Annotated in this window: 15 protein-coding genes; 6 read left to right on the top strand and 9 right to left on the bottom strand. The window is 40.7% G+C overall.

From position 1 onward, the window contains the following. Positions 1-5: 5 nt before the first annotated feature. The 3 genes from nusA to DWY07_RS07275 all read right to left on the bottom strand — a co-directional run bounded on the left by nusA (position 6) and on the right by DWY07_RS07275 (position 2,435). Positions 6-1,187, bottom strand: coding sequence for a transcription termination factor NusA (gene nusA / locus DWY07_RS07285; RefSeq protein WP_021943980.1), 1,182 nt, complete (start codon positions 1,185-1,187; stop codon positions 6-8). A 24-nt stretch (positions 1,188-1,211) separates the two neighbouring features. Beyond that, positions 1,212-1,682: a ribosome maturation factor RimP gene (rimP, locus tag DWY07_RS07280; protein ID WP_226801019.1), complete on the bottom strand. Its 471-nt coding sequence runs from the start codon at positions 1,680-1,682 to the stop codon at positions 1,212-1,214. Positions 1,683-1,790: 108 nt separating this feature from the next. Continuing rightward, positions 1,791-2,435, bottom strand: coding sequence for a bifunctional precorrin-2 dehydrogenase/sirohydrochlorin ferrochelatase (locus DWY07_RS07275; protein WP_021943981.1), 645 nt, complete (start codon positions 2,433-2,435; stop codon positions 1,791-1,793). Positions 2,436-2,672: 237 nt separating this feature from the next. Here DWY07_RS07275 and DWY07_RS07270 point away from each other — a divergent pair, with 237 nt between their 5' ends. Then, positions 2,673-3,914, top strand: coding sequence for a peptidoglycan-binding domain-containing protein (locus tag DWY07_RS07270; protein WP_117807492.1), 1,242 nt, complete (start codon positions 2,673-2,675; stop codon positions 3,912-3,914). 553 nt (positions 3,915-4,467) lie between these two features. On the opposite strand, the gene DWY07_RS07265 is transcribed toward DWY07_RS07270, so the two are convergent. After that, entirely contained in the window at positions 4,468-4,860 is a 393-nt protein-coding gene (locus DWY07_RS07265; protein ID WP_226801015.1) for a PH domain-containing protein, read from the bottom strand. Positions 4,861-5,048: 188 nt separating this feature from the next. Here DWY07_RS07265 and DWY07_RS07260 point away from each other — a divergent pair, with 188 nt between their 5' ends. Both DWY07_RS07260 and htpG read left to right on the top strand, forming a co-directional pair. Next, positions 5,049-5,534: a DUF5721 family protein gene (locus DWY07_RS07260; RefSeq protein ID WP_117822587.1), complete on the top strand. Its 486-nt coding sequence runs from the start codon at positions 5,049-5,051 to the stop codon at positions 5,532-5,534. Positions 5,535-5,777: 243 nt separating this feature from the next. Further along, the gene (htpG, locus tag DWY07_RS07255; RefSeq protein ID WP_117822586.1) at positions 5,778-7,715 is read left to right on the top strand and encodes a molecular chaperone HtpG; all 1,938 of its coding nucleotides are present in this window, start codon (positions 5,778-5,780) and stop codon (positions 7,713-7,715) included. Positions 7,716-7,988: 273 nt separating this feature from the next. Here htpG and DWY07_RS07250 read toward each other — a convergent pair whose 3' ends face one another. Beyond that, on the bottom strand, positions 7,989-8,858 hold the full coding sequence (locus tag DWY07_RS07250) for a methionyl aminopeptidase (protein WP_008400640.1): 870 nt from the start codon (positions 8,856-8,858) through the stop codon (positions 7,989-7,991). 17 nt (positions 8,859-8,875) lie between these two features. Beyond that, a complete protein-coding gene (pyrE, locus tag DWY07_RS07245; RefSeq protein WP_044944879.1) occupies positions 8,876-9,550 on the bottom strand; it encodes an orotate phosphoribosyltransferase in 675 nt (224 codons plus the stop codon). A gap of 240 nt (positions 9,551-9,790) precedes the next feature. On the opposite strand from pyrE, the gene DWY07_RS07240 reads away from it, so the two are divergent. From DWY07_RS07240 to DWY07_RS07230, 3 genes are read left to right on the top strand one after another with little or no spacing between them, the layout of a single operon-like run. After that, positions 9,791-10,756 (top strand): TAXI family TRAP transporter solute-binding subunit, encoded by a 966-nt coding sequence (locus tag DWY07_RS07240; RefSeq protein ID WP_117807488.1) that lies wholly within the window; start codon positions 9,791-9,793, stop codon positions 10,754-10,756. 25 nt (positions 10,757-10,781) lie between these two features. Continuing rightward, positions 10,782-11,969 (top strand): sodium/glutamate symporter, encoded by a 1,188-nt coding sequence (gene gltS, locus DWY07_RS07235; RefSeq protein WP_008400636.1) that lies wholly within the window; start codon positions 10,782-10,784, stop codon positions 11,967-11,969. A 15-nt stretch (positions 11,970-11,984) separates the two neighbouring features. Continuing rightward, positions 11,985-12,188, top strand: a complete 204-nt coding sequence (locus DWY07_RS07230) for a hypothetical protein (protein WP_117807487.1) — start codon at positions 11,985-11,987, stop codon at positions 12,186-12,188. 41 nt (positions 12,189-12,229) lie between these two features. Here DWY07_RS07230 and DWY07_RS07225 read toward each other — a convergent pair whose 3' ends face one another. The 3 genes from DWY07_RS07225 to DWY07_RS07215 are packed head-to-tail and all read right to left on the bottom strand — an operon-like array spanning position 12,230 to position 17,781. After that, positions 12,230-16,051 (bottom strand): EAL domain-containing protein, encoded by a 3,822-nt coding sequence (locus DWY07_RS07225; protein ID WP_118662769.1) that lies wholly within the window; start codon positions 16,049-16,051, stop codon positions 12,230-12,232. Positions 16,052-16,105: 54 nt separating this feature from the next. After that, entirely contained in the window at positions 16,106-17,017 is a 912-nt protein-coding gene (locus tag DWY07_RS07220) for a dihydroorotate dehydrogenase (protein WP_117822585.1), read from the bottom strand. Continuing rightward, positions 17,017-17,781, bottom strand: coding sequence for a dihydroorotate dehydrogenase electron transfer subunit (locus tag DWY07_RS07215; RefSeq protein ID WP_117822584.1), 765 nt, complete (start codon positions 17,779-17,781; stop codon positions 17,017-17,019). The genes DWY07_RS07220 and DWY07_RS07215 overlap by 1 nt, the downstream gene beginning before the upstream one ends. Positions 17,782-17,855 lie beyond the last annotated feature (74 nt).

Genomic DNA, 17,855 nt, shown 5'->3' with positions numbered 1-17,855 from the left:
TCATTTTATTCTTCGTCTTCTTTTACTTCTTCTGCATCCTGCTGCTCCAGAGATTCTTCATAAGAACCATCAACGATATCGTCAATATTGTCAAATGCTTCTTCCTGCTCCGGCTCTTCGTAGTCATCATTTTCTTCTGAGAAATATCCCATCTCTTCTGCCTGTGACTCACTCTTAATGTCGATCTTATATCCTGTCAGCTTTGCAGCAAGTCTTGCATTCTGACCTTTCTTACCGATTGCAAGTGATAACTGATAATCCGGTACAACGACAAATGCGCTCTTTTCATTCAGATCTACATCAACTGCAATAACCTCTGATGGACTTAATGCATTCTTGATGAAGATTGCCGGATTCTCATCCCAACAAATAATATCGATCTTCTCACCGTTCAGATCTTCTACTACGTTGTTAACACGGCTTCCATTTACACCTACACATGCACCTACCGGATCTACATTCTCATCATGAGAATAAACAGCGATCTTGGAACGGGAACCGGCCTCACGGCAGGAGCTCTTGATCTCTACTGTACCGTCTGCGATCTCGGTTACTTCCTTTTCAAATAAACGCTTTACCAGATCAGGATGTGTTCTGGATACTGTGATCTTAGGTCCTCTGGAGCCTTTCTTTACTTCTGTTACATATAATTTGATACGGTCACCTCTGTTATATACTTCGCCGGGAACCATCTCAGACTCTTTTAATATTGCTTCTGTCTTATCATCCAGACTGACATTGATGTTGTTTCCAACATATCTCTGAACGATACCTGTGATGATATCCTTCTCTTTTGTATAGAAGTGATCGTAGATCGCATCTCTTTCGCTCTCATTAATTGCCTGAACGATTACATTTCTTGCTCTCTGTGCTGCGATTCTTCCGAAATCCTTTGTTGTGATCTCGATGTTGATGATATCTCCGAGATCATATTTGGAATTCATCATCTTAGCTTTTTCCAGAGAAATCTGTGTCGCAGGTCTTTCAACCTCTTCTACAACCTCTTTCTTCGCATATACATGAAACTCACCGGTCTCACGATCCATAACAACATCGATATTCTCATCGGTATCAAAGTCCTTCTTGCAGGCCGCCTTTAAGGATCTTTCGATCGCATCCAGCAGAATATCCTTGCTGATGTTTTTCTCCTTTTCTAATTGATTTAATGCTTCGATAATTTCTGACACTTTTTTATCCTCCCGCTTCTTTTATTAATATACAAATGCAAGTCTTATCATCGATATATCTTTTCTTGCAATCTTCAGTTCTTTCTCATCTTCTGTCAAAATGGTAACTGTTTCTTCATCGTATGCTGTAAGTTCACCTTCAAAATCTTTACAGTTATCGATCTTGGTATATGTCTTGATCTCTACGATCTTGCCAATACTCCGTTTAAAGTCATTTTCCTTCTTTAATGGTCTTGTAAGCCCCGGAGAGCTGACCTCAAGAATATAGGCATCCTTAATGAAGTCATCTGCATCCAGCAGATCACTCATGGCTCTGTTCACGATCTCACAATCTCCGATCGTTATTCCACCTTCTTTATCTGCATAGATCCGCAGATAATAATCACTGCCTTCTTTTACATATTCCACATCAACCAATTCAAGGTTATTTGCTTCAATGATCGGCAGAACCATCTCTGTTGCTTTTGCTTCAATATCTGTTTTCTTCGTAGCAATACCACCTTTCTACAAAAACTAAGAGTGGGTCAAAACCCACTCTTAATAGTTACCATAATCTTACTAAAACAAAATTATAACACGTTATAAGGAAAATGCAAGTATTTTTTATCGCATGCCCTTCGCTCTCAGCTCATCTTCCTTCGCATAACGATCCAGGATCTTATTTGCCTTTCGGTCATCGATCATATACTTATTGCTGATTGCCTGTTTGATGATCTCATCCAGTGCCAGTTCCCTTAAATAAGCATCCTTGATATTAATGGACGCAATCTCTCGGTATGCTCCCATCTTTCTGGTCAAGGTTCCATACTCATAAGGAATCAGCTTCTCGATCATATTACGGATCTCCTTTGCTACATTTGAACTGTAGCCTCCTGTTGTGACCCCTATCACCAGGTCTTCACGCATAACAATTCCGGGGAACAGGAAGCTGCTGACATCCTTGTTATCTGCTACATTGACCGGAATATTATGTTCGTTACAATACTTTCCGATCTTAGCATTTACATCATCCCTCTTAGTCGCTGCAATTACCATATCTGCCGTATCAAGCGCATCTAATGTCATATTCGACTCATGTACGCTGATTCCCGGTACTGCCTTGATCTCATCGCAGATCCTCGGTGCGATAACTGCGATCTTACAGTCAAACTTTATCAGAGAGTTAATCTTTCGAAGTGCGGTCTTTCCTCCGCCAAGTACAATTACTTTTTTGTTTTCCAGATTGATAAACATTGGAAAATATGCCATAGTGAAACCTCCTGTCGCTTCTTTCCTTTTATATTACTTTTTAAGAAATCTCTTTTCATATACTTCATCATTCTATACCATGCATAACACTTGTTTCTGTCGTTTAAATCTTCTAAACGATCATTACACCACGCAATAACATACATTCTTTCCTGCTTCTGCATTGATAAAGTATTATTGGCATGAAATATGATTTTGTCTCATATAATAAACAGATTATAATTCAGGATTACTAAAATGGCAAATGGAAACAATAACGGAACATTAAAAATCAGGATCATCTCGGAACAGACTGCATATCCGGTAACCGGTGCGGTCGTTTCTGTCGCATCTACCGGAACTCCGGATGAAGTTATAGAGGAACGGCAAACAGACAGCGACGGTATCATCGATGGAATCACCCTTGAAACTCCTCCACTGGAATACAGCATGGAACCATCTGACAACCAGCCATATTCCGAATACAATCTGAAAATCAATGCACCCGGATTTGAACCACGTATCATCTCCGGTGTACAGATGTTTACCGACGAAAAGGGCATTCAGTCAGTTAAGCTGCGTGTTTCTGATACTGACCAATCGAGCTATAACCCAACGGTGATCGGTGCTCATACCCTCTGGGAAGAATATCCGCCAAAGATTGCTGAGGATGAGATTAAAACAGTTGCAGAGACAGGCGAGATCGTCTTAAGCCGTGTCGTGATTCCGGAAACCATCGTGGTACATGATGGAGCTCCTTCCGACCCAACTGCAATCGACTACTATGTACCTTACAAAGACTACATAAAGAATGTTGCATCAAATGAAATCTACTCCACATGGCCGGATGCTTCCCTTCGAGCCAACATCCTTGCAATTATGTCCTTCACCTTAAACCGTGTCTATACAGAATGGTATCGTGGAAAGGGATACGATTTTACGATCACATCTTCAACCGCTTACGATCAGAAATGGATCTATAACAAGACAATATATAAAAATATCTCCCGTATCGTTGATGAACAATTTGCCAATTATCTATCAAGGCCGGGTGTCACCCAACCGATCTTTACACAATACTGTGACGGGAAACGGGTCACCTGTCCAAACTGGATGACCCAATGGGGTTCCAAGTATCTTGCCGATCAGGGACTGTCTGCGATAGAGATCTTACGCTACTACTATGGCGATTCCATTTATATCAACTCTGCCGAAACCATTGCCGGTATTCCATCCTCTTATCCGGGATATGATCTGTCAATTGGCGCAACCGGTGACAAGGTTCGTCAGCTTCAGGAGCAGTTAAATCGTATCGCACAGAATTATCCATCCATACCAACTGTTGCCGCCGATGGCATCTATGGACCTGCCACTGCCGATGCCGTCAGACGCTTTCAGCAGATCTTCGACCTGCCCGTTACCGGCATCACCGACTACTCCACCTGGTACAAAGTCTCCCAAATCTATGTTGGCGTCACCAAGATAGCCGAGAATATCTGATTTCCTGACGACAGAGACCCCTGCCATACCCTTTATTACGCAGAACACTTGCGTTCTATTTTTCACGTAACGGTACTAACCTCCTCACCTTCGGTGACTCGTTAAGGACCGACGTGAAAAAAGGTCTGCTCCATAAAGGTATGCAGTGGACTCTGTCTGTCTATAATAAGATATATTCTTCTTCGATACTTGATTCCACAGACAGATCAAAAATGCGTTGTTGCTTTTATATCATGGTATCTTGCTTTCATATCGTAAAAGATCGTATCTGGTTGTTCAGCAATCACTTTACCTTATAATTTAAAATGAGAACTGATATTACTATTATGAAGCAAGCCTGCCTGAGCGTTGGTACTTAGGCTGCGTCTTTTGCAGCCTTATGTACCACTACGTCGAAGGTAGAGCGAAAGCGTCTTGCGGAATAATATGTAATATCAGCTCTCATTTAATCGTCAAAGCATACCTCTTGCTGAACAACCAAATACGATCTTACATTACCGATCAAAGCAAACTACTATCGTATAAAGCAGCAACGTACTTTTGATCGTCCTCGTTAATATGTATCGTGGTCGTCGTAATCGTCGAATTCATCGCGTTCATGATCCATGAACTCACGGCTGGAAACCTTCTTTTTGGTACGTTCATCTTCTACCATATTTGATAACATTTCCTTGACCTCTCTGGACTTCTTGATGTTCTTGATCTCGAAATCTCCCATTGTCTTATCTGCGGAACAGCATTTGATCGTTCCAAGTCCGCACATTCTCTGCCATAATTTACGTTCCAATGAAACATCCATGATGCGATAAAGTCGTACTTCATCTTCTTTCACACTGAAGAACCCCGTACTGATAAATAACCGATCCTCTGATAAGCTGTACTTTGTAAATGTCCATGGTAATCCGAAAAATATACGTTTGCGATCCTTCCATATAATCTCTGCCATTTCAAAACCTCCCATATTTTTATAAATCTGTAAAAATACTAACACACCTCCCGCTAAAGTTCAACAAATGGATTTTCTCATCCGGCTGTTTTCAGATTTCCGATTGCAACCTTTCCTCTTTTCCTGTAAACTAGAGGCAAGAATTTTATCGCAATCCGTTGTTTATTGCAGGGAGGTAAAAGCTTTATATGCTTAATATAGAAATTACTGAAACAAAAAACTTCGTTAAAAAGCTTCTGATGGAACCGGTCTTTGACACATTTTTGCTGGTGGAAGCCTATGTCCGTTCCGACGTTTCTTATACGATCGACGGCAGACTGAATCCATCTTTTTTTGATACGGAAGAACTGGAAGAAATGACCTCAAAGACTTACACGACATGGGGAAATGTCAGGCAGCACATCTTCAATGTTATCAAGGGAAATAAGCTTCCGTTGAATTTCAAGATCGTACTGATCTTATCGGATGCAAATATCAACCGGATTATTGAACAGAATCATCTGGATCTCTCTCTATCCGATATCGCAAACCTATCCTTAAATGTCTACTTTGACGGAGAAAAGATCACACTTACCACGATGGCATCCATGAATATCTTTTCCATGGATAAGACTCTTGCAACCATCTGGGATGCAAATGTATCTGCTTTTTTTAAACAGAATCAGATCTTTTAACCACCTGTTACAGCATTCATTTCTAAATAAACCATAAAATATTTGTGAACTATTAGCACTCAACGTATTTGAGTGCTAATTTTGTCTTGACTTCTATTTTTTTCTGATTTATGATATCTGTTAGTGATAACACAGAACAGATAGGGCAGATATTTCTCTCATTACACATATATATATTTGCGTATTCCGATTTGTTCTGACAACTGGAATAATATAGAATTTATATAAGGAGATGCATTTTTTATGAAAAAAGGAAGTTTATCAATTAACAGCGAAAACATTTTCCCTGTCATCAAGAAATGGCTGTATTCCGACCATGATATCTTTGTCAGGGAATTAATCTCAAACGGCTGTGATGCTGTAACAAAGTTAAAGAAATTATCTCTGATGGGCGAATTTGACGAACCGGACGAACCTTATCGTATCGATGTGATCGCAAGCCCGGACAACAAGACCTTACAGTTTATTGATAATGGTATCGGTATGACTGCTGAAGAAGTCGAAAAGTATATTAATCAGATCGCATTTTCCGGTGCTGCTGCATTTCTTGAACAGTACAAGGACAAGGCAACAGAGGAACAGATCATCGGTCATTTCGGACTCGGTTTCTACTCCGCATTCATGGTTGCCGATAAGGTAACAATCGAATCCCTTTCCTACAAACAGGACGCAGAACCTGTATATTGGGAATGTGAGAACGGAACGGACTTCTCCATGGATAAAGGCGACAAAGAAACCAGAGGTACCGTTATCACCCTGTATCTGAATGAAGACAGCTATGAATTTGCAAATGAATACCGTATCAAAGAAGTAATTGACAAATACTGCTCTTTCATGCCTGTAGAGATCTACTTTACAAATGCAGATGCCCCTGCAAAAGATGAAGAAGAAAAGGCAACCGAAGCTGAAGCATCAGAAGAAGCTACTGCTGAAACCGATGAAACAAAGGATGCTGCCGAAAAGAAAGAAAAAGAAGCACCAAAGCCTTTAAATACTACAACACCTCTCTGGACCAAGCATCCAAATGACTGTACAGACGATGAATACAAAGACTTCTATCATAAAGTATTCCATGATTACAAAGATCCATTGTTCTGGATCCACCTGAACATGGACTATCCATTTAACCTGAAAGGCATTCTGTACTTCCCGAAGATCAATACCCAGTACGATAATCTGGAAGGAACGATCAAGCTGTATAACAACCAGGTATTCGTAGCTGATAACATCAAAGAAGTTATCCCTGAATTCCTGATGCTGTTAAAAGGTACCATCGACTGTCCGGATCTTCCGCTAAACGTATCCAGAAGTGCTCTGCAGAATGATGGATTTGTTAAAAAGATTTCCGATTACATCACAAAGAAGGTTGCCGATAAATTATCCGGTATGTATAAGATTCACAGAGAAGATTATGAGAAATACTGGGATGATATCAACCCATTTATCAAATTCGGCTGCTTAAAAGATGAGAAATTCTTAGAGAAGATGAAAGATTTCTGTATCTATAAGAATCTGGAAGGCAAATACCTGACTCTGCCGGAATATCTGGAAGCCGGAAAAGAAAAATACGAAAACAAAGTCTTCTATGTTACGGATGAAGTTGCTCAGTCACAGTACATTAACATGTTCAAAGAGGAAGGCATGGATGCCCTGATCATGACACAGACGATTGACAGCCCATTTATCACGCTTCTGGAACAGAAAAATGAAAATGTACATTTCTACAGAATCGATGCAGATCTGTCCGATAATTTTGTAGATGAATCATTATCTGAAGAAACAGCAAAGGATTATACCGACAAGCTGACCGAACTCTTCAAGAAAGCACTGGATGTCGAAAATATCACGATCAAGGTAGAAGCATTAAAGAATAAGGACTTATCTTCTATGCTGACCTTATCAGAAGAATCCAGACGTATGCAGGAAATGATGAAGATGTATGGTATGGCCGGTATGGGCATGGATCCTGCCATGTTCGGCGGCAAGGGTGAAACGCTGGTATTAAATGCCAACAACAATCTGGTCAAATATGTCCTTGACAACCCGGATGGCGAGAACACTCCTACCATCTGCTGTCAGTTATATGACTTGGCAGTCCTTGCAAACCGTCCATTATCTGCCGATGCCATGACCAAGTTCGTCGCAAGAAGCAACGAGATCTTAAGCATTCTGGCAAAATAATGTCATTCATTTAAAATATAAAACACAGGGATTGCCCCTATACAGACCATAAGCCCCATTATAATATGACATTTAGTGAAGGTTTCGTCGTGAAATGCATATTGCCAGTAAATACGAGCGCTTGTCTGAGCCAACATTTAGTTGGCGAGTTAGCGCAGGAGTATTTACGAATCAGGCATATGCATTGAACAGAAACCGTAACGAGTCATTTATAATGGGGCTTATGGTCTGTATAGGGGCAATCCCTGTGTTTTGTATAATTATGTGAAAGTATTATTTTGCCAGAATCTCAATTCCGTGCTCGGTCATAAGAAGGGTGTATTCCCACTGGGCAGATGGCTTGCCATCATCTGTACGGATCGTCCAGCCATCGTCAGCATCCTGCCATACGTCAGGCACACCTAGATTGATCATTGGCTCGATCGTAAATGTCATGCTTGGAGCAATCACATAATCCTTGCCCGGCTGTCCGATATGGCTGACATACGGATCTTCATGGATATCAAGTCCCACACCATGTCCGCCGATCTCACGGACAACAGAATAGCCCTGCTCTTTGGCAAATGTATTGATCGCATATCCGATATCACCGATCGTTGAATATGGCTTACATACTTCTACTCCAAGATCCAGTGCTTTCTTTGTATCCTCTACCAGCTTCTTCCAGACCGGATCAACATCTCCGATCATGAACATACGAGATGAATCACCAAAATATCCATTATATTTCGTTGTACAGTCAATGTTGACAATATCTCCATTTTTCAGGATTGTTTTCTCATCCGGTATACCATGACAGACAACATCATTAATCGATATACAGACACTCTTCGGATATCCTTCATATCCAAGGCAGGCAGGTATTGCATTGATTGATTTCGTGTATTCATAGATTCTTCGATCAAGCTCACCTGTAGATACTCCTTCTTTTACAAATGGAGTAATGAAATCAAGCACCTCTGTATTTACCTTGGATGCCACGCGGATTCCTTCGATCTGTTCCGGTGAACGCATCATTCTTCTTGTCGGGATCTTATATCCCTTCAGCTTCATTTCTTCCAGTTTGCTGTCGATGTTCAAATGGCAGGATTTGTATTTCTTTCCACTTCCGCACCAGCAGATATCATTTCTTCCTAGTTTCATTTTTCTACCAACCGTTTCTACTTTACGCCATAAATATCATAATAAGCATCAATCGCAGCCTTTAACTTATCATCGATTATGACTTTTCCCTTATATTCTTTATTATATAAATGCTCTACAACCTCTGCCATTGTAACAATAGCAGTTGTCTGGATACCATATTCTTCCTGAATCTCTGTCAGTGCACTCTTCTTGCCCTGTCCACGCTCCATACGATCAACAGAAACAACAAGTCCCATAACATCTACATCTCCCTGTGCCTTAATGATCGGCATAGTTTCCTGGATCGATGTTCCGGCTGTTGTTACATCTTCAATGATAACAACCTTATCACCATCTGAGATCGGGCTTCCGAGTAAGATTCCCTTATCTCCGTGATCCTTGATCTCTTTTCTGTTTGAGCAATATTTGATGTCTTCATCATACATTTCTGCAATTGACATGGTAGTTGCTACTGAAAGCGGAATTCCCTTGTATGCAGGTCCAAACAATACATCAAAATCAAGACCAAACGCACTGTTGATTGCTTCCGCATAGAACTCACCCAGTCTCTTTAACTGTGCCCCTGTTCTGTAAAATCCGGTATTTACAAAGAAAGGTGTTTTTCTTCCACTCTTTGTTGTAAAATCTCCAAATTTTAATACATTACAATCGATCATAAATTCAATGAATTCCTGTTTGTACTGTTCCATTTTTCTTTCATTCCTCCTTGATTTCAGACCATTTATGTACCCTTTAGTTAGGCATTTCGAACTCATTCTAGCACAAATGGTTTCGAAACACAAATGGTTAATTTTTTCTGTTCCATTTTGTATCTAATTGTTGTACAATAGCCAAAGGTCTATATTTTTCGACATACCTTTAGAACAATTCCGTCCTATATTACCATATTTACGAAAAAATATATACATTAGAAAGGAAATTTTATCAATATGAAGAAAAAAACAGCACTTTTTCTCTGTCTGATCCTGCTTATTTCCACTATCGGAACAGGATGCAGCAGCAAAAAAGACGCCATCCGATTCGGTGCGGCGGATATCGGCGGTATCTATTATACCTTTGCAAATGCTTATGCCGGTCTGGTCAACAACGATGCCCCTGATTACAGCATTGAAGCAAAGAAGACTGCCGGATCTGCGGCAAATCTACGACTGCTTGCCGACGGTTACATTGATCTCTGTATTGCACAAAATGATATGATTGACGACGCAGTAAACGGCACAGGCACATTTGTGGGAAAATCGATCAGTGGATATTCCGCTATCGCCTCTCTGTATCCGGAAGCCTGCCAGATCATTGTAAAAAAAGATTCAAACATCAAGTCTCTCGATGACCTGACCGGAAAAACCATAAGCATCGGAGCATCCGATTCCGGTACGGAACGAAATGCAAAACAGATCCTTGAGGTTGCCGGTCTGAATAACGATCTGGTCAAAACCACAAACCTTGACTATATCGATGCTGCCGAAAGCCTGGTTTCCGGTGAAATTGATGCTTTCTTTGTTACAGCAGGCATTCAGACCACGGTCATTGAAGAGCTGACAAGAACCTGTGATATCCGTTTGATCGGACTTAACGACAGTTGTAAAAATAAGCTATTGTCTGCTTATTCGTATTACTCCGATTTTATCATTCCCGCAAATACCTATTCCGGTCAGACCGAGGATGTATCAACGGTCTGTGTGCAGGCTGTCATGCTTGCAGATAACGACTTATCGAAGGATACTGTAGAAGATCTTACGAGGCTTCTGTTTGAACATGCAAATGATCTGCAATATTCACTTTCGATCGATATGCAGTTAAATGAACAGGCAGCAACAAAGGGCATCACGATCCCATTTCACAAAGGGGCTGCTGCTTACTACAAAGAAAAAGGGATTACCGTTGATGTACGATAATTTCTGAACATAAGAAAGGGTAATTATGAAAATTCAATTAGATATGTATCAGACACTTGCGATTGCCGTCCTTGTGTTGATGCTTGGAACATTTTTGAAAAAAAGGATCTTCTTTCTGGAAAAATTCTGTATACCTTCTCCTGTTATCGGCGGACTCTTATTTGCAATCTTCACCTGTATCTGTTACAGTACGGGATTGGCAGAATTTTCCTTTGATGATACCCTACGGGAAGTCTGTATGGTATTCTTCTTTACCTCTGTAGGTTTTCAGGCAAATCTGAAGGTCTTAAAGAGCGGTGGCAAATCACTGGCGGTCTTTCTGGGGCTTGTTATTGCTCTGATCGTACTTCAAAACCTGCTTGCTGTCGGTATGTCCAGGATCCTTGGACTTGACCCTCTGATCGGTATGTGTACCGGATCAATCCCAATGGTCGGCGGACACGGAACCGCAGGTGCCTTCGGTCCGGTTCTGGAAGACTTTGACATATCCGGTGCAACCACAATCTGTACCGCAGCTGCAACCTTTGGTTTGATCGCCGGAAGTCTGATCGGCGGTCCACTCGGAAAACGACTGATCGAGAAAAAGAATCTGTTAGAAACGGTTGTGCCTGAAGATGACAGCCTTTTGATCGAAGAAGAAAAGAAACATGAACGTCATACAAATATGTATGCAGCCGCTGTTTTTCAATTGATCCTTGCAATAGGACTCGGAACGATATTCTCATGGTTACTGACAAAAACCGGGTTAACTTTTCCAATCTACATCGGTGCTATGATCGCAGCCGCACTGATTCGAAATATCGGTGAATATTCCGGTAAATTCACGATTCATATGGGTGAGATCAACGATCTTGGCGGTATTGCTCTCTCCCTGTTCCTCGGTATTGCAATGATCACATTAAAACTATGGCAGCTTGCATCTCTCGCTCTTCCATTATTTATCCTGCTGACCAGTCAGGTTATTCTGATCTGTCTGTTCACATACTTTGTTGAATTCAACATCATGGGACGTGACTACGATGCTGCTGTTCTGGTTGCCGGAACCTGTGGTTTTGGAATGGGGGCAACACCAAATGCCATGGCAAATATGCAGGCAATCTGTGATAAATATTCGCCATCCGTAAAAGCCTATCTCCTGATTCCGCTTGTTGGCAGTTTATTTGCAGACTTTATCAACAGCCTTGTTATTACATTCTTCATCAACCTGTTATAAAAGGAGGATATTCTCATGTTCGGACATAGAAAAGATAAGAAAAAAGATTATAATCTGACTTACGACAATCTCGCAATCCCTGAAATTCATACGCAGTCAGACTCGGATTCGAATGACGCTGACACTTCGAATCCTGTACATACAGAATCTTCCAAGGAGGAAGCGAACATCTCCTATGATGTCGCCATCCCTGAAGTTCATATCCGGAAGAAAAAATAAAAAACTCCCTACAGTCGATATCACTGTAGGGAGTTTTTTATTTATTCATCACGCTTCATATAGACCTGCTCGAAGGATTCAATATTCACAGGCTTACTATACAGATAGCCCTGAATATGGTTGCATCCCATTTCCTTCAGGTATTCTGCCTGTTCCTTGGTCTCTACTCCTTCCGCTATACATTCCACTCCAAGATCTGTGCACATCTCAACCAGATGTCTTAGAATCGTTCTGCTGGCTATATTCTTGTCTATATTATAAACCATACTCCGATCCAGCTTGATCACATCAAACTTCATAGAAGAAAGAATCGATACATTGGAATATTTTGTTCCAAAGTCATCCATGGCAATCCTGAAACCTGCAGTATGCAGTTTATTTGCAATTCTGGTAACCATCTCATGTTCCATCTCACCAACAGACTCTGTAATCTCGATCTCGATCATATCCTTTGGAACTCCATAAGATTCAACAATCGCATTGATACGCTCCGGCATATCTTCTTCCAACAGAGATATTCTGGAAAAATTACAGGAGACCGGGATCAGATTATACCCTTCTTTTTTCCAACGTATAAGCATTTTACATACATTTTCAAGCACAAAGAGATCCATATACTTTATATTTCTGCTTTTTTCCAGACGATCGATCACATTTGCGAGGTTATCCGGTTTGGCATATCTCACCAGTGCTTCTGCACCATAACAACGACCATTCGAATAGTCCACCTTCGGCTGTAAATACACAAAGAACATTCCGTCTTTAATGTCTTTTTTTACAAGCTCTCTCGTTAATGTACTCCATTTATAAGAATGTTCATCCTTCTGATCGTACCACTTCTGTTTCTCCATATAGAGCATATCATACGCATGGTTTTCCATCCGCTTGATATCTTTCTCATAATCATCCCATACATATCCGATACATGCCGTAAAATCGCCAATCTTAAGCTGACCTTTCAATGCACGAACCTGATCCAGGAAATCACACTGTGAAATATTCTCACAAATTACAGCAAAATCGTCATCCCCAATCCGATAAATACAGGATTTCGGAAATACCTTATCTAACAGTCTGTAATAATCAATCATCAGATTATCAACAAAGGACTGTCCAAATTCATCAAATATATTACGCACTTCATTGATATCAATAATCACGATACCCACTGATTCCAGATTCTGTCTGCGGTTTATATAATCCATATAGCAGATACGATTATATGCTCCCGTTATACGATCATGCGTCACTTCATAATTTCGTTCTTCTGCAAGCGCCCGGCTGACAATATCATTTCCAATATACAAAGACAAAAGATTCATAAGCTTCAGGTCACCACTGTGAAGCTGCGGATTAAAGATAATGATCCTTCCAATAATCTCAGACTTATTGTCTTTGATCGGAACAGAATACATTGACCATATCCTGTTTTCCAAAAAAAACGAATACAGATCCGATGTTTTGTATGGGTAGTCCGAAATATGATTAATGATCAGTGCACCTTTTTTACTAGATATACTCTGCAGTTCTTTCCGGACAGTTTCTTTATAAAAGATCTCCAGTTTTTTCCCATACGAATTACTATTTGCTGATTTCCATTCATGACATTCATATAACTTATTGGAATCACATTCCACCAGACAAGCATGTTTTGCGCCATAATACTCTCCAAGTGTTTCTAACAGTTTGCTGTAATTTAAGGAATGCTCTACTCCTGTAGAAATCTGTGTAATACTGGATACCAACGCATCCTCAATATCATAACGGTTAGAAAGAACCTGTGTTACTTTATCGGCATCAGAAATATCAACAGCCATCTCCATACGACACTTTCTTCCATGCCAGTTTACAATCCTGTCTTTTAAAACATATTCTTTTCCGTTATTGAGATTCTTATGATGCGAGATAAAACTCTTCTCCGTTGATAACAGCTTATTCGTGCAGAAGCTGCACGGAAGATCCATACCCTGAAGCACCTTATAACAATGCTTGTCAATATAAGAAGTATCATCTTCATCCAGACCAACACCAAGCTTGGCTGCCTTATTCATATATTGCAGCTTATAAGAATTCATCTCCGTTACATATACAACATCTGAGATGTCATCCAACAGATAATCCTCTTCATCCGAATAACTGCTGAACTTGGAATTTAATACCGGTTTAGCCTCATCCATCTTCTCACAGAAAAGCATACAGCGGTCTTTGCCCTGCCGCTTGGAATAATATAACGCCTGATCTGCTTTATAATATAAAGAATCGAATTTTAATGACTTTGATATAGTATCAACTGCAATACCGATTGATGCCGAGTGCTCCGCCTTACATTTAATCGCACGAATTCCTTTATTAAGTGTCTTCGCAACCATGCATGCCGTATCTTCATCGACTATATCCGGAATAAACATAGAAAATTCATCTCCACCGAGACGACCACAAAATCCACCATATGTATTTGCAACACTCTCCAGAACAACTGCTGTGTCACACAACAAATCATCTCCGGCATAATGTCCCAATGCGTCATTTACTAATTTAAAATCATCCAGATCGATCATATAGAGTGCACACAGCGTCTCATCAAATTCCACAAGAAACCTGGATACTTTAGACACAAAGGTGCTATGATTATAAACCCCTGTAAGGGAATCACGTTCCGCACGCAGAATTAATTCCTGACTCTGCAGTTTCTCCTCATGAATCGAATACAACTTACCTACAATCTTTTTTACCACACCGTTTGTATCAGCAACACTGACAAGCATTGCACGATGCCAGAGATACATACCGTTACCGATAAAATCGACCCTGATTTCAACGGTTTCGGTATCCTTAACAGCTGTCAGTTCAGCCAATACGTCTGATACCTCTTTTTTGTCTTCCGAGTAGATCAACTGACACTGAGCAAGGTTTGCAATAAAATCTTTATCATCAAAAACCGTTACGGTTCTGCCATCCATATATTTAGATATAACCATGCTGTCATCTTCAACCGTATAGGTAAACAAGAGTTCATCACTTCCCTGCGCCACTAACTTCAACATCTCGGTCTGTGCACTCTTTTCCAGTTCTTCTTTCTTTTTATTCGTAATATCTACACAAACAGCGCATATGGAAAAAACGCTTTTTCTTGCTGCAAGGAGCGACAGACATACCTGCACCCAATAATATGATTCCGGATTATTTTTATTAATAAAGCGATATTCACCAATTGTCATCTTATTTGACAACAAGGTCTCCTTAATCTGTCGTTTCAGTTCTTTCCGATCTTCTTCAAATGCCAGATTGATATATTCATTTCCTTCTGTACCAAGCTGACCTTTTTCCAGATTGAACATCTTATAAAAGCTCTCACTGATATATTCTACTGTAATTTTCTTATTTCCGATATCAAATACTCCGACACCACCCGCCAGATTATTGAGAATGGACTCCAGCATACGGTTCTTATCCGCTAATTCCATATTAAGTTCAGAATTAATATCGGTCAGATTTTCAAGCTGTTTCGACAGCTTCTTGGTATTTGTTATATCTGTAATAAGGATTTCTCCGCACATTTCTCCTTCTTCCGACTGAAATGCCCGCCCAAAACAGAATACATATATAACTTCACCATTTTTCTTTTTTAACCGATGTCCCAGATATGCTTCTCCCCGGCTCGTCATCTTTGTATAGATGATCTGTGTATAATCCTCCCAGTCTTCATCCAGCATAATATCCTTTACATGAAGCTGTAAGCGTTCTACATCTTCCGCAGAGTAACCTAGGATCTGTTCAAATCCCTCATCTACCTTTAGAATCCTCATATCTCTGATACGTGCCTGATATCTGGAATATATAATTTCTTCAAATTGTTTTTCCATAACCAACTAACTGCCTCCCCAATACATCCTGTAAAGCAGATAACCCAATATCTTTTATTTTACACACCCAATTAACTCATTTATATCATCAATCTGATTCTCGATCAGATATTTTTCAATTCCATCTGCAATCTCCACTGTTGCATATGGATTATTGAAGTTTGCTGTACCAACTGCGATTGCCGATGCACCTGCCAGAATCATTTCAAGAGCATCCTCAGTCGTAGCGATACCACCCATGCCTATGATCGGAAGCTTGACAGCATTTGCAACCTGAAACACCATCCGTACTGCGATCGGATGGATCGCAGGACCTGATACACCGGCAGTCTTATTCTTTACAGCAAATGTACGACGCTTAACATCAATCTTCATGCCTGTAAGTGTATTAATAAGTGACAGTGCATCTGCTCCACCTGCTTCCGCAGCTCTTGCCATCTCAGTAATATCTGTAACATTCGGACTGAGCTTCATGATCACCGGCTGCTTTGCAACCTTCTTTACTGCCTGTGTTATATCATAAAGAGCTTCCGGCTTCTGACCAAATGCAATTCCTCCCTCTTTTACATTCGGGCAGGATACATTCATCTCAAGCATATCAATATCTGTATCTGCCAGCCGTTCTACGACATCTATATAATCTTCCTTTGACTTTCCGCATACATTTACGATCACTTTTGTATCATATTTTGCAAGGAACGGAAGATCTCTTTTTATAAAAGTATCAATACCCGGATTTTGAAGTCCGATGGCATTCATCATTCCGCCATATGTCTCTGCAATTCTGGGTGTCGGATTGCCCGGCCACGGAACATTTGCCACACCCTTTGTCGTAACTGCTCCCAGACGGTTCAGATCGACAAATTCCGAATACTCCATACCTGAACCAAATGTACCGGATGCAACTGTAATTGGATTCTTCCATTCTACTCCTGCGATGTTTACCGCCATATTTACTTTACTCATTACAGTTCCACCTCCTCAGCATAAAAGACAGGACCATCTGCACAAATCCTTGCATTGTGTACCTTTGAATGCTCATCCACATTCTTTGTCTGACAGACACAGGCAAGACAGGCGCCTACACCACATGCCATCTTTTCTTCCAATGAAATCTCACAACGGATATTCTGCTCTGCCGCATACTGTTTGATTCCCCGAAGCATCGGAGTCGGGCCACAGGCATATATGATATCACCGGTTACCGCACATGCTTTGATCGCATCTATTACATTTCCCTTTGTTCCATGCATTCCATCTTCGGAAGACAGATACACACTACCATATGGTTCAAATTCTTCATTTAAGAAAAGCTCATCCCGGTATCCAAGTACGATGGACTTCTCACAGTCCAGCTCTTTTGCAAGCTGCAGCATCGGTGGAATTCCGATTCCTCCACCGATCAGAATTGCTTTTCCAGACTCCTTCATAAAGCCATTTCCAAGCGGACCAAGAATATCAACCGTATCTCCTGCCTGTAATTTTGAGAACTCATTTGTTCCCTTTCCAGCGATACGATATACCAGACGAAGCGTACCTGCTTCTTTATCAATTCCACATAAACTGATCGGTCTTGGAAGCATGCGGCTTCCATCCTTTGAATATACAGAAACAAACTGACCTGCAACCGCCTGCGATACAATCTCCCCTGCTTTCAGGATCAGACTATATATATCTGTTGCTATACAGGTCTGGCTCACAACCCCTGCTGTTATCTTTACTTTTCCCATGTATCTATGTCCTCCCGTGATCTCTTCCACATGATCTGTCTCACCGCCACTGTCTCCACACTAAAGTGAACGAC

Source organism: Clostridium sp. AF23-6LB, from assembly GCF_003461085.1.
Lineage (GTDB): Bacteria > Bacillota > Clostridia > Lachnospirales > Lachnospiraceae > Coprococcus > Coprococcus ammoniilyticus.
Note: the sequence above shows the minus strand (reverse complement) of the source record. Positions and strands in the feature narration are given on the sequence as shown.